General features: G+C 41.0%; 23 protein-coding genes and 1 pseudogene. 2 read left to right on the forward strand and 22 right to left on the reverse strand.

Annotated features, from left to right (window positions below; translation table 11 throughout):
* Positions 1-25: 25 nt before the first annotated feature.
* From RWP09_RS07000 to RWP09_RS07025, 5 genes and pseudogenes are all read right to left on the reverse strand, one after another.
* Positions 26-1,536: pseudogene (locus RWP09_RS07000) on the reverse strand (SepM family pheromone-processing serine protease).
* Positions 1,526-2,065: a 16S rRNA (guanine(966)-N(2))-methyltransferase RsmD gene (rsmD, locus tag RWP09_RS07010; protein ID WP_314435798.1), complete on the reverse strand. Its 540-nt coding sequence runs from the start codon at positions 2,063-2,065 to the stop codon at positions 1,526-1,528. The pseudogene RWP09_RS07000 and the gene rsmD overlap by 11 nt, the downstream one beginning before the upstream one ends.
* Before the next feature lie 64 nt (positions 2,066-2,129).
* Positions 2,130-3,122: an aspartate--ammonia ligase gene (asnA, locus tag RWP09_RS07015; RefSeq protein WP_033688114.1), complete on the reverse strand. Its 993-nt coding sequence runs from the start codon at positions 3,120-3,122 to the stop codon at positions 2,130-2,132.
* Positions 3,123-3,232: 110 nt separating this feature from the next.
* Entirely contained in the window at positions 3,233-3,916 is a 684-nt protein-coding gene (locus tag RWP09_RS07020) for a Bax inhibitor-1/YccA family protein (RefSeq protein WP_314435802.1), read from the reverse strand.
* Between the two features lie 54 nt (positions 3,917-3,970).
* A complete protein-coding gene (locus RWP09_RS07025; RefSeq protein WP_314435805.1) occupies positions 3,971-4,711 on the reverse strand; it encodes an RNA methyltransferase in 741 nt (246 codons plus the stop codon).
* Between the two features lie 33 nt (positions 4,712-4,744).
* Here RWP09_RS07025 and RWP09_RS07030 point away from each other — a divergent pair, with 33 nt between their 5' ends.
* Both RWP09_RS07030 and yidC read left to right on the forward strand, forming a co-directional pair.
* The gene (locus RWP09_RS07030) at positions 4,745-5,023 is read left to right on the forward strand and encodes an acylphosphatase (protein ID WP_001174612.1); all 279 of its coding nucleotides are present in this window, start codon (positions 4,745-4,747) and stop codon (positions 5,021-5,023) included.
* Between the two features lie 77 nt (positions 5,024-5,100).
* The gene (gene yidC, locus RWP09_RS07035; RefSeq protein ID WP_314435808.1) at positions 5,101-6,027 is read left to right on the forward strand and encodes a membrane protein insertase YidC; all 927 of its coding nucleotides are present in this window, start codon (positions 5,101-5,103) and stop codon (positions 6,025-6,027) included.
* 163 nt (positions 6,028-6,190) lie between these two features.
* Here the strand turns inward: yidC and RWP09_RS07040 are convergent, their stop codons facing one another.
* The 17 genes from RWP09_RS07040 to RWP09_RS07120 form a co-directional block, all read right to left on the reverse strand.
* Positions 6,191-7,279, reverse strand: a complete 1,089-nt coding sequence (locus RWP09_RS07040; protein WP_314435811.1) for a HAMP domain-containing sensor histidine kinase — start codon at positions 7,277-7,279, stop codon at positions 6,191-6,193.
* A complete protein-coding gene (locus tag RWP09_RS07045) occupies positions 7,249-7,935 on the reverse strand; it encodes a response regulator transcription factor (RefSeq protein WP_314435813.1) in 687 nt (228 codons plus the stop codon). Before RWP09_RS07045 ends, RWP09_RS07040 begins: the two co-directional genes overlap by 31 nt.
* Positions 7,936-7,996: 61 nt before the next feature.
* On the reverse strand, positions 7,997-8,716 hold the full coding sequence (locus RWP09_RS07050; RefSeq protein WP_314435815.1) for an ABC transporter permease: 720 nt from the start codon (positions 8,714-8,716) through the stop codon (positions 7,997-7,999).
* Position 8,717: 1 nt separating this feature from the next.
* On the reverse strand, positions 8,718-9,503 hold the full coding sequence (locus tag RWP09_RS07055; RefSeq protein WP_314435817.1) for an ABC transporter permease: 786 nt from the start codon (positions 9,501-9,503) through the stop codon (positions 8,718-8,720).
* Position 9,504: 1 nt separating this feature from the next.
* On the reverse strand, positions 9,505-10,215 hold the full coding sequence (locus RWP09_RS07060) for an ATP-binding cassette domain-containing protein (protein WP_314435819.1): 711 nt from the start codon (positions 10,213-10,215) through the stop codon (positions 9,505-9,507).
* A 424-nt stretch (positions 10,216-10,639) separates the two neighbouring features.
* Positions 10,640-11,434, reverse strand: coding sequence for a pyruvate formate-lyase-activating protein (gene pflA / locus RWP09_RS07065; RefSeq protein WP_001288286.1), 795 nt, complete (start codon positions 11,432-11,434; stop codon positions 10,640-10,642).
* 113 nt (positions 11,435-11,547) lie between these two features.
* The gene (locus RWP09_RS07070) at positions 11,548-12,810 is read right to left on the reverse strand and encodes a diaminopimelate decarboxylase (RefSeq protein WP_314435822.1); all 1,263 of its coding nucleotides are present in this window, start codon (positions 12,808-12,810) and stop codon (positions 11,548-11,550) included.
* Between the two features lie 66 nt (positions 12,811-12,876).
* Complete coding sequence (gene purR, locus RWP09_RS07075) at positions 12,877-13,704, reverse strand: pur operon repressor (RefSeq protein WP_261233818.1); 828 nt, start codon at positions 13,702-13,704, stop codon at positions 12,877-12,879.
* Positions 13,705-13,809: 105 nt separating this feature from the next.
* Positions 13,810-14,751, reverse strand: coding sequence for a 3'-5' exoribonuclease YhaM family protein (locus RWP09_RS07080; RefSeq protein WP_000703198.1), 942 nt, complete (start codon positions 14,749-14,751; stop codon positions 13,810-13,812).
* Positions 14,741-15,997 carry a DNA recombination protein RmuC gene (gene rmuC, locus RWP09_RS07085; protein WP_314435829.1) on the reverse strand — a complete coding sequence of 419 codons (1,257 nt, stop codon included), beginning with the start codon at positions 15,995-15,997 and terminating at the stop codon, positions 14,741-14,743. Before rmuC ends, RWP09_RS07080 begins: the two co-directional genes overlap by 11 nt.
* A gap of 1 nt (position 15,998) precedes the next feature.
* A complete protein-coding gene (locus tag RWP09_RS07090; RefSeq protein WP_314435832.1) occupies positions 15,999-16,661 on the reverse strand; it encodes a thiamine diphosphokinase in 663 nt (220 codons plus the stop codon).
* Entirely contained in the window at positions 16,624-17,280 is a 657-nt protein-coding gene (rpe, locus tag RWP09_RS07095) for a ribulose-phosphate 3-epimerase (RefSeq protein WP_314435834.1), read from the reverse strand. Before rpe ends, RWP09_RS07090 begins: the two co-directional genes overlap by 38 nt.
* A 10-nt stretch (positions 17,281-17,290) precedes the next feature.
* Positions 17,291-18,169 (reverse strand): ribosome small subunit-dependent GTPase A, encoded by an 879-nt coding sequence (gene rsgA / locus RWP09_RS07100; RefSeq protein WP_314435837.1) that lies wholly within the window; start codon positions 18,167-18,169, stop codon positions 17,291-17,293.
* 1 nt (position 18,170) lies between these two features.
* Positions 18,171-19,043 carry a 16S rRNA (adenine(1518)-N(6)/adenine(1519)-N(6))-dimethyltransferase RsmA gene (gene rsmA, locus RWP09_RS07105; protein WP_314435841.1) on the reverse strand — a complete coding sequence of 291 codons (873 nt, stop codon included), beginning with the start codon at positions 19,041-19,043 and terminating at the stop codon, positions 18,171-18,173.
* Positions 19,040-19,375, reverse strand: a complete 336-nt coding sequence (locus tag RWP09_RS07110; RefSeq protein ID WP_314435845.1) for a hypothetical protein — start codon at positions 19,373-19,375, stop codon at positions 19,040-19,042. Before RWP09_RS07110 ends, rsmA begins: the two co-directional genes overlap by 4 nt.
* Before the next feature lie 107 nt (positions 19,376-19,482).
* Positions 19,483-20,049 carry a ribonuclease M5 gene (gene rnmV / locus RWP09_RS07115; protein ID WP_314435848.1) on the reverse strand — a complete coding sequence of 189 codons (567 nt, stop codon included), beginning with the start codon at positions 20,047-20,049 and terminating at the stop codon, positions 19,483-19,485.
* Entirely contained in the window at positions 20,049-20,822 is a 774-nt protein-coding gene (locus tag RWP09_RS07120; RefSeq protein WP_314435850.1) for a TatD family hydrolase, read from the reverse strand. Before RWP09_RS07120 ends, rnmV begins: the two co-directional genes overlap by 1 nt.
* Between the last annotated feature and the right edge of the window lie 27 nt (positions 20,823-20,849).

Genomic DNA, 20,849 nt, shown 5'->3' on the forward strand with positions numbered 1-20,849 from the left:
CTAGTTTGGAAACTTCCCTTAAAAACTAGGGATTGTTTTTCAAGTAATCAATTGCATCTTGTAGAGTTTTAACTGGCACTATTTTCATATCCGTCTTAATTGTTTTGGCTGCTTCCAAAGCTGTTTGGTAGTTGTTTTTGGCATCTGGATGCGCTTTTTGTTCTTCTTCGCTAACAGGATTATCTGGGGCAAAGAAAATCGCAGCACCTTCTCTAGCCGAAGCTACAACTTTTTTATCAATACCTCCAATGTCCCCCACATTACCATCGCGGTCAATGGTACCTGTACCAGCAACGATACGGCCATTACGAAGGCCAGGGTCAGCTATTTGAGTATAGATAGCCAGACTAAACATGAGACCAGCACTTGGACCGCCGATACCAGCTGTTGAAAATCGAATTGGGACATCACTGGTTACTTCTGTACGGTCAATCAAGCCGATTCCAATCCCATTTTTGCCATTTTCCAAGGTGATAATCTTACCTTCTGCAGACTTGGTTTGCCCATCCTCTTCATATGTGACCTTGACGGAGTCCCCTAGTTTTTGAGAATTGACGTAATCAATCAAATCTTTGGAACTGTCAAAGGTCTGGTCATTGACTGCTGTGACCGTATCAGAGATGTTGAGAATCCCTTTAAAGGTCGAATTATCCGTCACCGTCAAGACATAAACTCCAAGGTATTTAAGTTCGATATCTTTACCAGCTGTTTTTAGTCCTTGATACTTGGCCATATTTTGTGATGTCTGCATGTAGAATTGATTGATCCGCATAAATTCAACATCTGAAGATCCACCTGTAGTCTCCTGAGCACTACGAATATCTGTAAAAGGCGTCAACCAAGCATAAATCATATGAGCCAAAGTAGCATGTTGGACACCGACCGTAACGAAGTGATAGGCACCAGCTTCCTTATCTTCTGTGTCATTGACTTTGAGGACTTGACGAATATCTTCCGAACCACCTGGAACTTCTATATAGTAGGGCAAGGGTACCACAAAAGCCAAGAAAGTCGCTATCAAGGCCGCAATGACGTATAAGGGCCATCTAATCTTTTTTTTCATTTCTTAATTTCCTCCAAAATACTCTCAGGAACATAGCAGGCAACATCCTGACCAAACTTCAAAAGTTCTCGAACACCAGATGAACTGATATAGAGATGTTCAGGTCGGCTATGTAAATAAATGGTTTCTATATCAGGAGACAGCTGATGATTGTAGTAATCAAAACTGGCTTCATATTGCAAATCCGTTGCATTTCTCAAACCCCGCACTAGGCAAGTAGCCTCCAGTCTTTTTGCAACATCAACCACCAATTCATCATGAGAAGACACAACTTCAACATTTCCCAAATATTTCACAGCCTTTTCTAGTCCCCGTTTCCGATTTTCGATGGGGAGAAATCCTTGTTTGTGAGGATTAAAAAAAATACCCACATAGAGCTTATCAAAGAGTTTGCTAGCCCTCTCAATCATATCCAAATGCCCATTTGTCATCGGATCAAATGAGCCTGTGAATAAGCCAATCTTATCTGACATAGACTGTCACCTTACTAATTCCATAAATCTTTTCCTTCCAGATGCCCAGGCAGGCAATTTCTTCTGGAAGTTCAACGGCCTTATCCGTCTCACACACGACCATGACATTTTCAGAGAAAAGCTCTTTCTCAGCCATTTTTTCAATATCTGCTACGATTTGTTCCTTGGCATAAGGAGGGTCTAAGAAAATGAGGTCAAATTCCCCAGATAGCTGTTCCAATGCCCTTTCTGCATCCATCTTGAGAAGTTGAAATTTTCCAACTTCCTTGGTCATCTGGATATTTTCAGCCACGATGGTCTGAGCTTTACGATCTCGCTCCACCAAAACAGCGCTGGACATGCCACGTGAGACTGCCTCGATAGATAAACCACCACTACCTGCATAAAGGTCCAAGACTCGTCCCCCTTCAAAGTAGGGACCAATCATGTTAAAAATGGCTCCCCTAACCTTATCCGAAGTAGGCCTTGTCGTCTTTCCTTCTAGTGTCTTGAGGGGACGTCCCCCATAGATTCCTGATACGATTTTCATACCGTTTATTATACCAAATTATAGGCAAAAAGAGAAAGAAAACCGAACCTTGCGGTTCGATTCTCTACAAAATATTTTCGTAAGTATCGCGGACTTCTTGAGGCCAAACACTTGTTTGCACTTCTCCGATATGTTTCTTGCGAAGTAAGAACATAGCCATCCGAGATTGTCCAATTCCTCCACCGATTGTCAATGGGAATAGACCATTCAACAAAGCCTTGTGCCATTCCAATTCCAAGCGGTCTTCATCACCTGTGATTGCAACCTGACGGCGAAGCGTTTCTTCATCAACACGGATACCCATAGAAGATAGCTCAAAGGCTCCACCTAAAGATTCATTCCAGACAAGAATATCGCCATTCAGACCCTTGTAGCCATTTTCAGATTCGCTTGTCCAGTCATCGTAGTCTGGTGCACGTCCATCGTGCGGTTTACCGTCTGGTAATTCGCCACCGATACCGATCAAGAAGACTGCTCCAAATTCTTTACAGATAGCATTTTCACGTTCTTTCGGTGTCAAGTCTGGGTAGCGTTCTACCAACTCTTCCGTATGGATAAAAGTGATTTGTTTTGGCAAGACAGACTCGATATCATAGCGGGCTTCAACAGCTAGCTCAGTAAGACGAATAGCCTTATAAATCTTCTCAACTGTTTCTTTTAGGTAGGCAATATTACGTTGTCCATTTGGAATGACCTTTTCCCAGTCCCACTGATCCACAAAGACAGAGTGGGTTGCATCCAGCGAGTCTTCGTCTGGACGAAGGGCCTTCATATGAACAAAAAGACCTTCACCCTCACCGAAACCAAAACGAGCTAGGGTATGGCGTTTCCATTTAGCAAGCGAATGCACCACTTCATAGGTTTCATCAGGAATCTGCAAAACCTTGACAGATACTGGATTTTCCACACCAGATAGGTTATCCTGCATCCCGTCACCGACCTTGCTCAAGATAGGACCTTGAACTTCGACAACTTCTAGCTTATCTTTCAAATACTGGGTAAAAGTGTTTTTAACAAAGGAAATTTCTTCTTGTTGGTGGATAAAACTTTTCTTCATAGGCTACTCCTCAAAAATTTAATAAACGTATTATACACCTATTTCCAAGAAAAGAAAAGAGAAAATTTAAAAAAATCAGTGTTACTCAAAACACTGATTTCATAGGCCTTCTAGTCATTACGACCAAAGATACGTAGAATACTTAGGAAAAGATTGATAAAATCAAGATAGATACTGAGAGCCATTGATACAACCCAACCTGTCGCTACACGGCCTTGTGATTGTTCATAGGCAAGGCGAATTCTTTGGTTGTCCCAAGCAATCAGCCCAGAGAAGACCAAGACCATGGCTACGCTAATCATATAATCAAAGAAACCACTAGCCAAGAAAATATTGACTACCATAGCAATCAGTAAACCAATAAGAGCCGCCATCATCGCTCGACCAAGTCCACTCAAATCTTTCTTGGTGAACATACCCACTGCCGCCATGACAAAGAAGAGAAGGGCGCTTGATACAAAGGCAGATAAAACTGTACCCGGAGTATAGAAGGCCACCACAAAACTGAGGGTAAAGCCGTTTAATACTGAGTAAAATAAAAATACTGGAAGAGCCGCTGGGCTATTCTTTGAAGCCATGCTACTGGCAACAAAGACCAGAGCTAGCTCTGCAAAGGTTGCAATGGTCAACCAGAGACGCCCCTGCATCAAAAAGTAAACCAACTGAGACTGAAAGACCGTCAACATAAGGCCAGATACCAAGGCTGATAGCCCAATCCCCAGACCAACAAAGGCATAAACCTTAGCGTAAAATTGATTGAGACCTGCGCGGTCGTGAATAATAGTGTGATTCATCTTTTCTCCTTTTCTATGAATGTCTTTTCTTGATTATAACAAAGAAAGTTAAAATTAGCTTAAATGGAAAATCAAAATACCTGCTGCAACTGCAACATTCAAACTCTCCGCCTGTCCCTTCATACTAATATGGACCAATTGATCTGCATTTTCAGCCATGAGGGGACTAATTCCTTGGCCTTCATTCCCCATGACTAGTACAAAATTTTCTATAGGAGGTAGTTCTCTGTAATCAACAGAATCTTTAGATAGGGTTGTTGCCAGCACTGGGATAGCAGCCTTTTTAGCTTCCTTAAGAAGCGCTTGACTAGACATCCTATAAATAGGCAGATGAAAATGACTGCCTTGCATGGAACGTAAGGTCTTGAGACTGTAGATATCTGCCGATTTATCTGAAACAATTACTCCAGTAAAACCTGCTGCATCCGCAGTCCGAATGATAGTTCCCACATTACCAGGATCTTGCACATCTTCCAAAAATAAGAACTTGCCCTGACTAAAGTCAGCTTGTCCTACTTCTTCTTTTTGGACCACCGCAACGATGCCCTGTGGAGTCTGAGAATCCGCCAAATCTAGCAGAATATCCTCTGACACCCAGACAGTTTGCGGAAACGAGGCTAACTGATCTCGGTAATTTTCTAGGGCAAAGATTTTCTCAATCGTGACTCCAGCTTGGACTGCTTCTTCAAACAAGTGCCATCCTTCAATCAAATAGGCAGACTTGCGGTATTTTTTTTGGTGTAATTTCTTGGCATTTTTTATCACAGAATTGGCTTTTGAGGTTATAATAGTCATAGAAATATTATAACACAATCAAAGGGGTTTGGTATGCAAAAGGTTAGAATGATTGCCCAAGGTAGGGTACAAGGAGTCGGCTTTCGTTGGGGTGTTTATAGCCTGGCACTTGAAATTGGTGGCATTACAGGTCGGGTATGGAATAACGACGATGGCACAGTGGAAATCTTAGCCCAAGCAGACTCATCTGCTATCATGGCAAAATTTATCCAAGAAATCCGAAAAGGACCCACACCTTTTTCAAAAGTCAGCTACTTAGATGTCAAACTAAGTAACTTTCCTCCTTACCCTGACTTTAAAATCGCAAATTAGGTCTCTAGAACTATTGTATATTTTGTAAAAAAACAGTAGAATAGAAAGGTATAATTTTTAAAGAAGGAATAAAAACAGTGAAATCTATTAAACGTTTTGCACTCTCAGCTATGGGAGTGGCTATGTTGCTAGTCTTAACTGGCTGTGTTAGCGTCGATAAAGCAACAGGAGAGCCAACAGGATTTATTTGGAATACTTTCGGAGCGCCTATGGCTGAAGCTATCAAGTACTTCGCTACCAATCAAGGTCTAGGCTTTGGTATGGCTATCATTATCGTAACCATTATCGTGCGCTTGATTATCTTGCCACTTGGTATCTACCAATCATGGAAGGCAACGCTTCACTCTGAAAAGATGAACGCCCTCAAGCACGTCCTTGAGCCACATCAAACTCGTCTCAAGGAAGCGACTACTCAAGAAGAAAAACTCGAAGCCCAACAAGCTCTCTTTGCCGCTCAAAAAGAACACGGCATCAGTATGTTTGGTGGTGTAGGATGCTTCCCTATCCTCCTTCAAATGCCTTTCTTCTCTGCAATTTACTTTGCTGCCCAACATACTGAAGGGGTTGCTCAAGCAAGCTACCTAGGCATTCCTCTAGGTTCTCCAAGTATGATTTTGGTTGCCTTCGCTGGTATTCTTTACTATCTTCAATCGCTCCTTTCACTTCACGGAGTAGAAGATGAAACGCAAAGAGATCAAATCAAGAAAATGGCTTACGTAAGCCCAATCACGATTGTCGTCTTCTCCCTCATTTCACCAGCCAGTGTCACACTTTACTGGGTTGTCGGTGGTTTCATGATGATTCTCCAACAGTTTATCGTCAACTATATCGTTCGTCCAAAACTTCGCAAAAAAGTCCGTGAAGAACTGGCAAAGAACCCACCAAAAGCAAGTGCTTTCTCAACATCAAACGGACGAAAAGACGTTACCCCTGAACAACCAATTGCTATTACAAGCAAGAAAAAACACAAAAATCGCAACGCTGGAAAACAACGTTCGAGATAAAGCTGCGTATATTATCCAATAATTAAAAAAACGAATGAATGATAAATAGTTTTCATCAACTAGATATCATCATTCGTTTTTATTATCTACTGTTACATCCTATACTAATCGAAAAAGTTAAATATTCTAAAAACGATTCAATCATAAATTAACAAGTAAATCGCTATGATTTAATACAATTGAGAGTCATTAAAACTTCTGCTCCCTCATCTCTATTTCTAAGCTCAACTCGGCCTTTGTGTAGTTTTGCAACTCTACATACAAAACTAAGTCCAATACCATAATGTTGCTCTTTAACCGATCTAGCTTTATCCATACGATAAAAGAGCTTCCCAAAATGATTTAAAACTTCATCTGGAAATTCCAAACCATTATTCCATATACTTATTTTCAATTCTTTCCCCTCTTGCTCTACCCTAATGTTAATTTTAGGATTCTGTTTATCGGCATACTCCAAAGCATTTGTTAAAATATTTTGTATGGCACGAATCAGAAGAGATGAATTTATATAATAGTTTTCAGTTCCTTTCACATTTTGTTCAAAAGAAAACTTCATCTGATTTTTTATCAAAAAAGAGACTTCTTTCTCTAATTCATTGATAAAATCTGAAGAGGAATACTCCGTCCAACCTGTCTCATCATCATAATAGGTTTTAGAATAGTGAATCAATTGATTGAAATAGTCTAGTAACTGTTGACTAGCTCTTTCTATATCTGCTAAACATTCTTGAGATTGGTCGTTTTCAGTTATCGCCTGCAAAAATTCTACATTTCCCCTAATAATGGTTAAGGGAGTTTTTAAATCATGAGAAGCTGCTGAAACCTGAAACATCAAATCTTCTTTCTGCTGTTTCTCATCAACTATTAATTGTCGAATTCTATCTTGCATCACAATAATCCGATTTCCTGTCTCGCGAAATTCTTTAACCGTTAAACTTTCTGTACATTCCTTCTTCAACCACATACTATTTTCATAAATCAAAGTCATTTCATAACTCAGTTTTTTCAACAATTTTCCAATGTGATAACTTATTAGAACAATCAATAAAACACAAATATATATCCATGATGACACATTGAAAAAAATTGATAGAACACCACTATTTTTTAGAGGTTTCCCGTCTTCATTTATTTGTATAGATACTGAAGCTAAGGGAATAAGATAGGCCATTAGCAAGCCAAGACTAAACTGCCAAATAATTCTCCAACAGGTTTCTCGAATTAATTGTCTAAAACTTTTGATTCTACCCATTGATATCCTCCACAGTACAAGGTTTTAATTGGATTTAATTGATAAGGTTTCAGCTTTTGACGAATTTGATAAATGTACTCTGAAACCGAACGTAAAAGCGCTTCTGAACTTTGTGGATATAGATAATTATAAATTTCCTCAATAGAATATATTTTACTTGGGTTGCTTGCCAAAAGATTCACTATGTCAAATTCCCTCCTTGTCAGAGCAATCTTATCATCGTTTACAAATAGTTCCTTACTATCCGTATATAGTATAAGCTTCCCAATCTTTATTTGATGAACATTTCCTTTAGTCCGTTCTTCACGACGCAAGTGCATTTTAACACGTGCTAACAATTCTTGCATACTAAAGGGCTTCATAATATAATCATCAGCACCTGCATTGATTCCAGCTACCAAATCTTCATCCATATCCTTGGCAGTTATAAAACAGATAGGAACAGTTATCTGCTCGCGAATCATCTGACAGATTTCTAAACCACTAACAGGCATCATAATATCTAATAAAATCAAGTCAAATCCTGTAAAATCACAAAGATCAATCTCTTCTATCTTATTTCGTATGACTACTTCGTATTTTTCATATTCTAGTACTTTTTTTATTAGGCGAAGAATAGCAATATCATCATCTACCACCAAAATTTTATAAGCCATAACTCACCCTCCTAACTATATTATAGCACTAACCGAGAAAAAGACAGGATATCCCCTGTCTTTAGCCTACATTTCTTCCTATAAGTATCAGTGTAGCACATACAAAAACAATTGATAACCAAACTATTTGTATCCCTAAGCCTTGCCACACTGGATAATAAAGCGACAAGGGATGGGTATAAAAACAATTCATACTAGCCAGTAATGGTAAATTTCTAAAAAAAGAACTGAATTGTAGTAACATTTGTCCCAACCCCAATAAAAGGGATAAACTGATTCCCAAAATTAAGATAAAAGACTGGGAAATAAATACAAAAATACCACTTAAAAGAGAGAAGGTTAGAATAGAAATACAAGCTGGAAATAGAATTGTTAGAACATGTTTAATATTACTCAAAAGATTGATATTGTAGTATCCTTGCGCGATTAGTATGCATAATGATATTACAGCAACCAATAATACAATTTCCATACATAATACAATAGCTAGTTTACAGATTATAAATTTCAAACGATTTGGACAGGTAAGAAAACTGGTACGAAGGCTAGAACCTGTAAATTCTTGACCTATAAATAGAACCACTAGACTAACGAAACCTGCCTGTCCTAAATAGAGACTTTGCAGTAGCTGTTCCAAAACAAACTGTAAGGTCAACTGGTCTGGCTTACTATTTAAAAAAACAACCATCGCCGGAACACACAGTAATAGAGCACCTACAATCAACCAGTGCCAAGGATTCATCATAAACTTGAGATACTCACTTTTAAGTTGCTCTTTCAACTTATTCACCTCCTCCAATATCTGACTTAAGTAAGCGGTAAATTGCTAAAGCCAAGAATGAGAAGTTCCAACAAAGTAAAAATAAAATATGTTGTAAACTATTATGTTCTAAAATTTGAGGAGATGTAGCAATCAATCCTTGCCCCAATGCAACTGGAAGAAATTTTGCAACCGATATATAGTTTGCTAAGAATGTTCCTAAATTGTAGACTTGGGGAAGCAAAAATAATAGAGGAACAATGGCTGTTTTAAATGTCAAAGCCATAATATAGGCTAGAAGTCCCAACAAAGTCCAAGCTATACTGGCTAAAAATATATAGAACCAAACTGTTCCATTTAGTGAAAAAAGCAATAAGCCATCTTGTCCTAAAACATAATGTGTCATGTTAATCGTAAGGAATATTGATAGAAAGGAAATGAAAAAAGAAAATACAAGCCAAACTAATGTTTTTGAAACTAGGAAAGTATCTCGATTTGTAATAGAGAGGAGGCTTGTACGAATAGCAGAGCATGTATACTCCTCGGCTCCGTAAATTGAGCCTAGGATAATCATAATAAAAACACCAAATAAAGTGACATCAAAACCTAAAAATTCAATAGGAGGTATAGCTTCTGCCAACTCTGGATTTGTCTCTGGTGTAGCATGGATACCAACTGAAACAATTTGAGAAGCACCAATATTTGCTAAAAACGTTTGAAATACCAGTATCAAGAATAGTACAATATGAGTAGCTCTCTTATAAAGCAATTTCAATATTTCAGAATGAAGAGAGTAAATAAGTGCCATGTCACTTTCCTCCCTCTGTTAAATTAAAGAAGACTTCTTCTAGTGAGGAAAGATTTTTCATCACTTCTTGTAAAGTGCCTTTTATAAGAACTTTTCCTTTATTTATGATAACTACATCATCTGTTACTGCTTCCACTTCCGATAATATATGAGATGATAGCAAGACAGTTTTCCCTTCTTGAGCTTGTTTTTTTATAAACTCTCTAAACCACTGAATTCCTCTTGGATCCAACCCATTAGTCGGTTCATCCAATATCAGATATTGAGGATTTCCTAATAGAGCTGTTGCAATTCCCAAGCGTTGTCCTTCTCCTAATGATAATTTCCCAATTTTAGATTTTTTCTTATGACTAATATCCACCATATCCAAGACCTGATCAATTCGCTGACTGGATATCCCATTACTAGCAGCAACAATTTTCAAATGTTGATAAACAGTCCGATCATCAGGAGCACCTACACTATCAAATGAAGCTCCTACAGTCTTTAGGGGAAATTTTAATTCCTTATAAGTTTGATCTCCAATTTTGGTAAGACCAGATGTTGCTTTGTCTAATCCTAATAAAATACGTAAGGTTGAACTTTTTCCAGCTCCATTTGGACCCAGGAAAGCAGTCACTCTACCTGCTTTTGCTTCAAAAGAAATATCTTTTAAAATTTGAGTTTGGCCATATGACTTACATAAATTTTTAATGGTAATACTTTGTTCCATGATGTTCTCCTATTCTATTTAATATTTCTAAAAGTAACTATATCTTACACATTCATTTTCGGATTTTTTTCAGAATTTAGAGAGTCAAAAGATTTAATAGTCAATGAAAATCAAAGAGCAAACTAGGAAGCTAGCCGTAGGTTGCTCAAAGCACTGCTTTGAGATTGTAGATGAAACTGACGAAGTCAGTAACCATACCTACGGTAAGGCGACGTTGACGTGATTTGAAGAGATTTTCGAAGAGTATAAAATTTTGTTTTATTTATAGTGGATTGAAATAAGACAAGACCAGAGAGCTTAGGAAAGTCAAATTAATTTCTAAAAATGTTTTAGAATCCGTAGCGCACTATTTTAGGTTCAATCCACTATAATTATCTAGATTTGTAAAAACTTAAAAGCCCGATGTTTCCATCAGGCTTCTTTTCTATCCATGTACACGTTTCATATAGTCTTGGTAACTTTCGGTATCCATGAGTTTTTTAGCGTTCTTAACGCGATCTGCTGTTGGTGGTTTGACCCCTTCGAGCGAATAAGGAATTCCCAATTCACGCCACTTGAACTCACCCATGGTGTGATAAGGTAGAATTTCAAACTTATCCACATTTTTGAGAGTCTTGACGAACTTACCAAGTTCAATCAAGTCATCATCTCTGTCTGTCAAACCTGGAACTAGCACGTGGCGAATCCAGACAGGTTTTCCAATATCTGATAGATACTGGGCACAGGCCAAAATATTTTTATTGGTTTGGCTAGTAACAATCTTGTGCTGTTCTTCGTTGATTTCCTTGATATCCAAGAGAACCAAGTCAGTAACAGCCATGAGTTTGTCAAACTTTTCAAGGTAACGTGGTTTATTACGGAAAGGCAGTGCACAGGTATCCAAGGTACAGTGGATTCCGTGTTCTTTGGCCTTGGTAAAGAGGGCAATCAAGAAATCAATCTGCAAGAGGGCTTCTCCTCCACTGACTGTAATACCACCCTTATTCCCCCAGAAACCGCGGTAGCGCAAGGCCTCTGTCAAGACATCATCTACCGTCCGTTCACGTGACTTATTGGACTCCATAGCCCAAGTATCTGGGTTATGGCAATACTGGCAACGCATGTGACAGCCCTGCAAAAAGACAATAAAGCGAATACCAGGTCCGTCTACCGAACCAAAGCTCTCCGTTGAATGCACCATTCCTGTCACTTGTCCATAATCAATTGTTTCTTCAGACATATCGTTACCTTCCTTGAAAACGTTTTATAGTTTTATTATATCACGACTTGAAGGAAAAACAAGATTTTTGTCTATTTTTTAGAAAGCAATCTGTTTTTCAATTTCATTTTCAATTACTTCTCAGATTCTTCTTCAAAATCAAAACCATACAAGGTTGCAAAATAGTCCTCAGGGCGCTCTGCACGGCGGATTTGACGGGCTTTGCCTTCTTCGGTATAGAGGATTTCCGCAGAACGAAGTTTGGCGTTGTACTGGTAGCCCATTGAAAATCCGTGGGCACCTGTATCATGAATTACCAGCAAATCACCGATTTCTGTATGAGGCAGTTCACGATTCACTGCAAATTTATCATTGTTTTCACAGAGTGAACCAACCACATCTACCACTTCAGCTGGTCCATCTGGATGGGTTACGTTAGTAATATGATGGTAGGCTCCATACATAGCTGGACGCATGAGGTTGACTGCTGATGCATCCACACCGAGATAGGTACGGTAGGTTTCCTTCTTATGGGTGACTCTTGTAACCAAAGCACCGTGAGGTGCCAACATAAAGCGACCCAATTCGGTGAAAATCTTAACCTGACCAAGACCTGCTGGCGTAAGGACCTCTTCATATACCTTACGAACTCCCTCACCAATCAAGGCGATATCATTTGGCTCCTGGTCTGGACGATAATTGACACCAATACCGCCAGAAAGATTGATAAAGTCTAGTGAAATGCCCAACTTTTCCTTGATTTCAACAGCCAATTCGAAAAGCTGACGAGCCAACTCTGGATAATAGAGATGGGTAACAGTATTAGACGCTAGGAAGGAGTGAATTCCAAAAGTCTTGGCTCCTTTTTCCTTCAAGATTGCAAAGGCTTCAAAGAGCTGGTCCTTGGTCATGCCAAACTTGGCTTCTCCAGGATTGTCCATGATGTCTGTCCCCAGTTCAAAAACGCCTCCAGGATTGTAACGACATGAGATGATTTCTGGAATACCTGCTGCACGCTCTAGATGTTCAATATCTTCAAAGGCATCCAAGTTAATGGTCGCACCCAATTCACGCGCATAGGCGTATTCCTTGTCTGGCGTGTTGTTTGAAGAGAACATAATCTCAGAACCAGGAAAATCTAGTTTATGGCTCATCAAAAGCTCCACATAACTAGAGCAGTCCACACCACAGCCTTCCTCTTGGAGAATTTTCAAAATAGCTGGTGTTGGAGTAGCCTTAACTGCAAAATATTCCTTAAAGCCCTTGTTCCACGAAAAGGCTTGATTGACAGCTCGTGCTTTTTCACGTATTCCTTTCTCATCATACAAGTGAAAGGGTGTCGGGAACTCGGCAACAATCGCTTCTAAGTCTTCTTTATTGATAAATGGTGTTTTCATAAGCTTCCTTCTATTCTATTTGCAAAGAAAGGCTGGGACAATCGTTCCAACCTTTAGTTCTATCTCTTATTTATCTTCGTCAAAGATATTGCCAACCTCAACATCGATGGCTTGGTTCTTGACATCAATATTAGTGACCTTCAAGAGTGACTTGTAGTCAAACTGCTTTTCGCGTTCTTCTTGGGCATTGTCCGCAAAGACCGCTACACCTGCCAGTTCTGAGTCAAACTCTCGCAAGAGACTGATCATCCCATTGACAGTTCCGCCACCTTTCAAGAAGTCATCCACAATCAAGACACGGCTACCAGCCTTGAGACTACGTTTTGAAAGGAACATTTTCTCGATACGGTCACCACTTGAACCTGAAACATAGTTGACGCTGACAGTTGAACCTTCGGTAATTTTCAGGTCACGGCGCACAATAACAAAAGGAACATTGAGGACATTGGCAACTGCATTTGCAAGTGGAACACCCTTAGTCGCTACTGTCATAACCGCATCAATTTTTTGGTCCATAAAGCTCTTGGCAATAATGCGACCAATATTTTTCAAGATGGCTGGTGTGCTAAGCAAATCGGACAAGTAGATATAACCACCTGGCAAGATACGGTCACTTTCTGATAACTTGGCACGCAAATCCTCAACCATTTCCTCGGCATCATGGCTCGAAATAGAAGGTGTGAAGATGACACCCCCACCAGCACCAGTTACTGTTTGGATATGACCGATTTCAATTTCCTCAAAGGCGCGTTTGATAATGACGATATCTTCTGAGATGGATGATTTAGCGGATTCGTACTTTTCAGCAAAAGTATTGAGACTAGTTAGTTTATAAGGATTATTAATCAAATAGTTGGAAATGACAACCATCCGATCACTTCTTCTTAATTTCATTTCTATTTCCCACTTCATTTAATTTTGATATTTTATCTATTATACCATATTCACATAAAAAAACGAACATTCTTATCCTAAAAAATGCTCATTTTTCTTAAATTATTAATCTAAATCTGGTTTATAGAAGGAACGATTGTCCATAGCGAAGATTTTATTGGTCATCTCTCCTTTATCTACCAAAGCAAGAGCTGTTGACATCATCATCATGCTTGCATCCAGATTGTCAATCATATGGATAATCTCTGCTTCCATAATGCGTGGACGGACTGGACTTCCATACTCAAGTAAGCCGTGGTGACTAAGGATGACGTGACGAAGCAGAACGACTTCTTCCTTGGTATCATCGATACCGAGTTCCATCACTGTCTTAGTAATTTCGCTATCAATTAGAGCAATATGCCCAAGGAGATTACCTCGTACTGTATACTCAGTCTGGTCTGGTCCAGTCAACTCGATGACCTTAGCCAAGTCATGCAGCATAATCCCCGCATAGAGCAGGCTCTTATTGAGCTGAGGATAGACTTCGCTAATAGCATCTGCCAAACGCACCATGGTCGCCGTATGATAAGCCAAACCCGTTTCAAAGGCATGGTGATTAGTCTTGGCAGCTGGATAGGAGTAAAATTCCTTATCATACTTGGTGTAGAGCTTTCGGACAATTCGTTGCCAAACAGGATTTTCAATTTTGAAAATCATTTGCGACATATAGTCACGGATTTCCTTGACATCAACTGGTGACTTGACCTTGAAATCAGCTGGATCATTGGGTTCGCCAGGTTGAGGCAGGCGGAGAGTAATTTGATTGACTTGAGGGGTGTTATTATAAACTTCTCGGCGTCCTTTCATGTGGACAACCTTACCTGCGGTAAAGGCCTCAACGTTATGAGGTTGAGCATCCCAGAGTTTTCCTTCAATCTCGCCACTATCATCTTGGAAGGTAAAGGCTAGGTAGTTTTTCCCAGCTCGAGTTTGCCTCAGGTCAGCTGACTTGATTAGGTAAAAGCCTTCAAACAGCTCATCTTTTTTCATGTGACTAATCTTCATATTCTTCCTCATCTTCTTGGAAATGGAGTAGATCAAGCGCAGGCTCACCTTCTGATAACTCAATGTGACGGAGCGTTCGCTCGATAGCTGTGGTGCGACGGTTTAATAATTCATCAATATTGCCAGAGGCATGTTGGAGATGCTTTTGTGCCTTGACCAGAATGCCACCAAACTTGCCAAACTCGGTCTTAACGCTAGCAAGGGTCTTACTGATATGGTCGGCACTCTTTTGGATATTGAGAGTCTTGAAGCCAACCGATAGGGAGTTGAGCAAAGCTGATAGGGTACTTGGTCCTGCAACGATAATCTGCTCCTCCCGTCTCAAATCATCAAAGAAGACCGGATTGCGAACGATTTCTGAGTAGAGACCTTCTGTCGGAACAAACAAAACTCCAAAATTGGTCGTCCGAGGCGGTGATATGTACTTGCTCTTGATATCCTTGGCAAAGCGCTTGACGCTTGCTAAGAGTGACTTGCGACAGCGTTCGATCTCGTCCTTGTCACCCGCATCATAGGCTTCTTCTAAGCGGTAATAATCTGCCAGTGGAAACTTGGAGTCAATCGGTAGGTAGACATATTCCTGGTCGCCTTGTCCGGGTAACTTGATAGCATACTCCACTCGTTCACTAGAGTTTTCAACCGTTGCGTATTCTCGTTCATACTGGGCAGGGGTCATGATGTCCTCAATAATTTGCCCCAGTTGCAATTCTCCCAGAATCCCTCGTGTCTTAGTTCCAGAGAGAACCTTGTTGAGGGCCCCAACATCACGGGCAACTGTCTGCATTTCTCCAAGGCCACGATTGACCGACTCCAGTTGTTTGGAAACTGTCTCAAAGGAAGCCTGCAAGCGCGTCTGCAAGGTCTTTTCCAACTTTTCCTCGACCGTTTGGCGCATTTGCTCCAAACGTTGCTCATTTGATTCCTGCAAGGCTTGAAGACGTTGGTCGGTCTTATCTCTAGTTTGCAAGAGATTATCTGTCATTTCTTGACGAACTTGAGTCAAGCCTTGGTGCAATTCCATTCGCACTTCTTGCAAACGGTCGCTGACAGCTACTTCCAAGTCTTTTTGATCTAACTGACTGGCTTGTCTGGCTTGTTCAAAGCGATAATCCAACTGGTCTGACAAATGATCTGCCTGATCCTCCAAGCTCTTACTGAGATGTTTTTCCTGCTTATCCTGCCTTTGCCAAATCAGAAAGAGTCCAGCTAGGTTGGCAAGCAATAATAGAACAAGTAAACTTTCCATCCTACCTCCTGTCCTTGCTATGCAGCACGACCACATAGCCATCTGGGCAAGTCACCGACACTTCCCTATCTATATATTCGTTAGAAGCGTACACTTTTTTAAAGAAAAAATTTTCCTCTGTCAACTCATACTTAGCTCCGAGAATGGTCAGCTGGCTATCCCGAACCGGCATAAAGGCAAGATAGTCGTAGTCTGAACGGGGATGTAGCTGACTGGTCCCTTCTGGACAATAGGCAATCAAATTTTGCCCATCCTCAATCGCTATCTGGCGCATATAGGGTGCCAACTTGGGATTGCTAGGCAGAAAGATATTGGCCAACATATGGTCAATACGGCCACCCAAAGCACCAAAAATAGTAACCTCAGCCTGAGGATTTTGCTCAAAGATAGTTAAGAGAGCCAATTCCAAATCGGTATCATCTTTTTCTGGTCGGGCTTGAACAAAATGCTGGGCACGTTTTTGAATCACCTGTCGCTCTTCTGCAGTGACAGAATCAAAATCTCCGACTGCTAGAGCAAGAGGCAAACCTTCTTCCAAGACCCAGAGCGAGCCTCGATCCACACCGACAAAAGCATCAAAATCTGTCCGATAATGACCGCGGTCTCCGCCTGCAAAAACAGCAACCTTAGTCCAGTTGTTTTCTGAGAGTTTGTACTCGCTCATTGACTTCTCCCTTAAAGACATAGGAACCTGCTACAAAAACGGTCGCACCAGCTTCTTTGGCTTGAGCAATAGTTTGGTCATCAATCCCACCATCGACTTCAATCTCAAAGTTCAAACCTTTTTCCTCACGAAGTGCAACCAACTCACGAACCTTATCCATAGTTTCTGGCAGAAAGGCTTGCCCACCAAAACCTGGGTTAACTGTCATGACTAAAACTTGGTCAACTAGATGAAGGACGTGCTTAATCGCCTCAACAGGCGTACCAGGATTGATAACAACAGATGGCTTGACACCGAGTGAACGAATTTTTTGGAGGGCACCATGAATATGGGGCGTTGCTTCCACATGGATGCTGATGATATCCGCACCTGCACGCGCAAAATCTTCTAAATGATGCTCTGGATTAGCTACCATCAAGTGGCAGTCAAAGACCATCTTGCTATGAGGTCGAAGAGCTTCGACCACACCTGCACCAAAACTGATTTGTGGTACAAAGTGACCATCCATGATATCGATATGGGCATATTCTGCCCCAGTTGCTTCTAGGCGTTTGATTTCACGTTCAAAGTTGGCATAATCTGCTGCCAGAATTGACGGAGCAATCTTGTATTGAGACATAGGTTTCTCCTTATTTTGGAATTTTTTTGCTGACTTTTTTATAGGTTTCTCTGCGATTTTCAATTTCACTGAGGAATTGCAGGTAATTATCAAAACGGAAGGATGCAATGGTACCTTCTTCAACTGCTGGCTTGACAGCACAGGACGGCTCATGGGTATGGGTACAAGTACGGAACTTACAGTCTCGACTGACACTAGCAATCTCTGGGAAAGCCTGATTAAGGTCTTCCGCCCTTGATACTTCATAGTCCAAGGATGAAAAGCCTGGTGTATCCGCGATTTTACCCCCATTGAGGTTGTAAAAACTAACAGCTCGGGTGGTATGACGACCACGACCTAAACTATCAGAAATTTCTCCCGTCTCTAGGTTGAGGTCAGGCGCGATTTTGTTGAGAAGAGTTGATTTCCCAACACCTGTCTGTCCCATAAAGACTGTAACCTTGCCTGTTAACAAAGGCAATAGTTCCTCTTTACTAGTCACAAAGTCATAGCCGATGTCACCATAAGTCTGTTTATAAAAATCCAGTTCCCCTCTATCTTCCAGTAGGTCCATCTTAGAAATATAGACGATGGGATGGATACTCTTGTGCTCCAAAAGAACTAAGAAACGATCCAGCAAATTGCTGTTAAAATCAGGTTCCTTGACAGACATGATTACTACAGCTTGGTCAATATTGACAATGGGCGGACGGACCAGACTGTTTTTCCGTTCGTGAATTTTGAGGATATAGCCTTCTGAATTTTCCTCGGCAGAAAAATCTACCAAATCCCCAACGTAGGGAGTATGGCCTTTTTTACGGAAATTCCCACGCGCTCGCGTTTGATAAACCTGACCATCACTTTCTACATAGTAGAAGCCTGCTAAGGCTTTAATGATTTGTCCCTGCATCTTAGAGTCCTTGCCCTTTAAGCGCATCTGCTAGGCTAGCAAACTCTACCAAGCTGAGAGCTTCCCCACGTACACTTGGTGACAAACCTGCTTGGTCCAAGGCCTTGGTCAGCTTGTCCTTGACCTCTTCAGTCTTGCCAAAGTAACCTGTCAAGTTATTCCACAAGGTCTTGCGGCGATGGGTAAAACTAGCCTTGGAAACCTTAAAGAAAAAGTTCTCGTCTTCCACTGCTACGGCTGGCTCTGAACGACGCACCATTTTCAAGATGGCTGAATCCACATTTGGTGCTGGCACAAAGACCGTACGAGGTACGATAAAGGCAACCTTAGCAGTCATGTAATACTGCACAGCGATTGACAAACTGCCATATGCCTTGGTATTTGGTTGAGCGGAAATGCGGTCTGCCACTTCTTTTTGCATCATGACGACAAACTCACTAAAAGGAATCCCACTCTCGATTAAGTGCATGAGAATAGGTGTCGTGATGTAGTAAGGCAAATTAGCCACTACCTTGATTGGCAGGTCAGGATTTTTAAAATTCTGGATATGTTGCGCCAAGTCAACCTTGAGAATGTCCTCGTTGACTACGGTCACATTGTCAAAATCACGTAGGGTATCTGCCAAAATCGGCACCAAACGGTGGTCAATCTCAAAGGCCATGACCTCTGCTGCACGCTCAGCCAGAAACTCCGTCAAGGCACCAATCCCTGGCCCAATTTCGATAACATTAACCTGGTCATCAATCTCAGCCGTATCCACGATTTTTTGTAGGATATTGGTATCCGTTAAGAAATTTTGCCCAAAGGACTTTTTAAAGGTAAAACCGTGACGCTCCAGCACTGCCTTAGTCACGCTATAATCTGCAATTCTCATCTATTCTCTTTTCTAATATAGTAAGCTTCTGGAGTATAATAATAGAGCAAAACAAATAAGGGAGTTCCATCAAATCCTTCCACCATCTCTTTTAGGAGTGCATCTGGATGAATGATTTCTCGTGTTTTGGTAAAATAAGCTCCGTGTTCCCCGTTTCGATTACGAAGTTCCCAAGCAACATTATTCCCTTGGACAGAAGGTAGATAACGCTCCATTTCTAGAAAATCAAAAAAATCTTTCACCGTCATGTCTTCTGGAACTTCAAATTCTACCTCATGAGGTAATACATCATCACCCATACAGACAGAATCTCTATCAACTCGTATTTTCATTTCACTCTTTCCTTGTAAACATCTATTTAAATATTATCAAAGTGAATCCCCTGACATAAATCTACTTACTTCTATTGTAACACATTCCCCTTGTATTTGGGTTCTGCTTAGTTATTCTCATAAGATTTCATAGCTCCTTCCACTTCTGCCAAAGCAACCCCAAACAACTCTAAGCGCTTGAGGAGTTGCTTGCCGTTAGAATAGCCGATTCGGAGAGCCTCTCCCAGATATTCTCTACGCTTACGGCTGTCTGCCCCTGCTAGAAAACCAAGGCGAATCAAGTCGCTACGACTGATGTCAAACTGGCTCTCATGTTCAAATTGTTCTGTCACCTGAGCTAGAGCTGTTTTCAGGTCTTCATGGCTAGCATGCTCAATTCCCAGAGAACGGCCCTTGGTTTTGGACTTAGGAACAGCTTCATCTCGCTTGAGGAAGGCATGCTGAACTGTTGGAATGGCCGTCATAATCATACGACGAATCCGCTCCCCATTAAAATCTGGGTCTGTAAAGACAATGACTCCATGACGTTGGTGCAGGCGCTGAATCCGCTCTATATCCTGTTCATTGATGGCAGAACCTCGTGTCTCATAGGTCTCTACATCGAAATAACGTTTGAGATTGGCCGTATCATCTCGCCCTTCGACAACGATGACTTGGGAAATTTTCTCTTTCATTACTTGCTGTCCAATCCAAAAATTCGTTCTGCATTTGCAGTTGTTACCTCCGCTAGCTCTTCTGCCGTCATCCCACGCAAATCAGCTATAAAGTCCACTACATAGCGAGTATAGGCTGTTTTATTTTCGCGACCACGCTTGGGTACAGGTGCTAAGTAAGGCGCATCTGTTTCCACCAAAATCTTGTCCAAAGGTAACTCTTTAGCTGCTTCTTGGATGTCAGTTGCCTTCTTGAAAGTCACCACTCCTGAGAAGGAAATGGTCATACCAAGCTCCACAAACTTCTCTGCCCACTCAAGCGTCCCTGAAAATGAATGCATAATCCCACCACGAGGACCAACGCCCTCACTCTTGATAATCTCATAGGTATCTTCCAGCGCATCACGGGTATGGACAACAAAAGGTAAATCCAAGTCCTTAGATAACTGAATCTGGCGACGAAAAACCTGCTCCTGTACTTCTTTTGGCGCTGTCATCCAATGGTAGTCTAAACCAATTTCACCTAAAGCAACAACCTTGGGATGCTTGAGCTTATCAATCAAGTAGGCTTCAATCTCCTCTGTGTAAATTCCAGCTTCTGTAGGATGCCAACCAATAGTCGCGTAAAGTTGGTCATACTCATCCACCAACTCCAAGGCACGCTTAATCGTCGGTTGATCAAAACCAACAATATTCATCTGTGTCACACCCATCTCAGCAGCCAAGGTAATTTCTTCTGCCTCACGACCTGCAAATTCTTCTACATTCAAGTGTGTATGTGTATCAAAAATCATCTCTTCTAACCTCGTTTTCTATCTACT

Origin of the sequence: uncultured Streptococcus sp. (assembly GCF_963521255.1) — a bacterium.
GTDB lineage: Bacteria > Bacillota > Bacilli > Lactobacillales > Streptococcaceae > Streptococcus.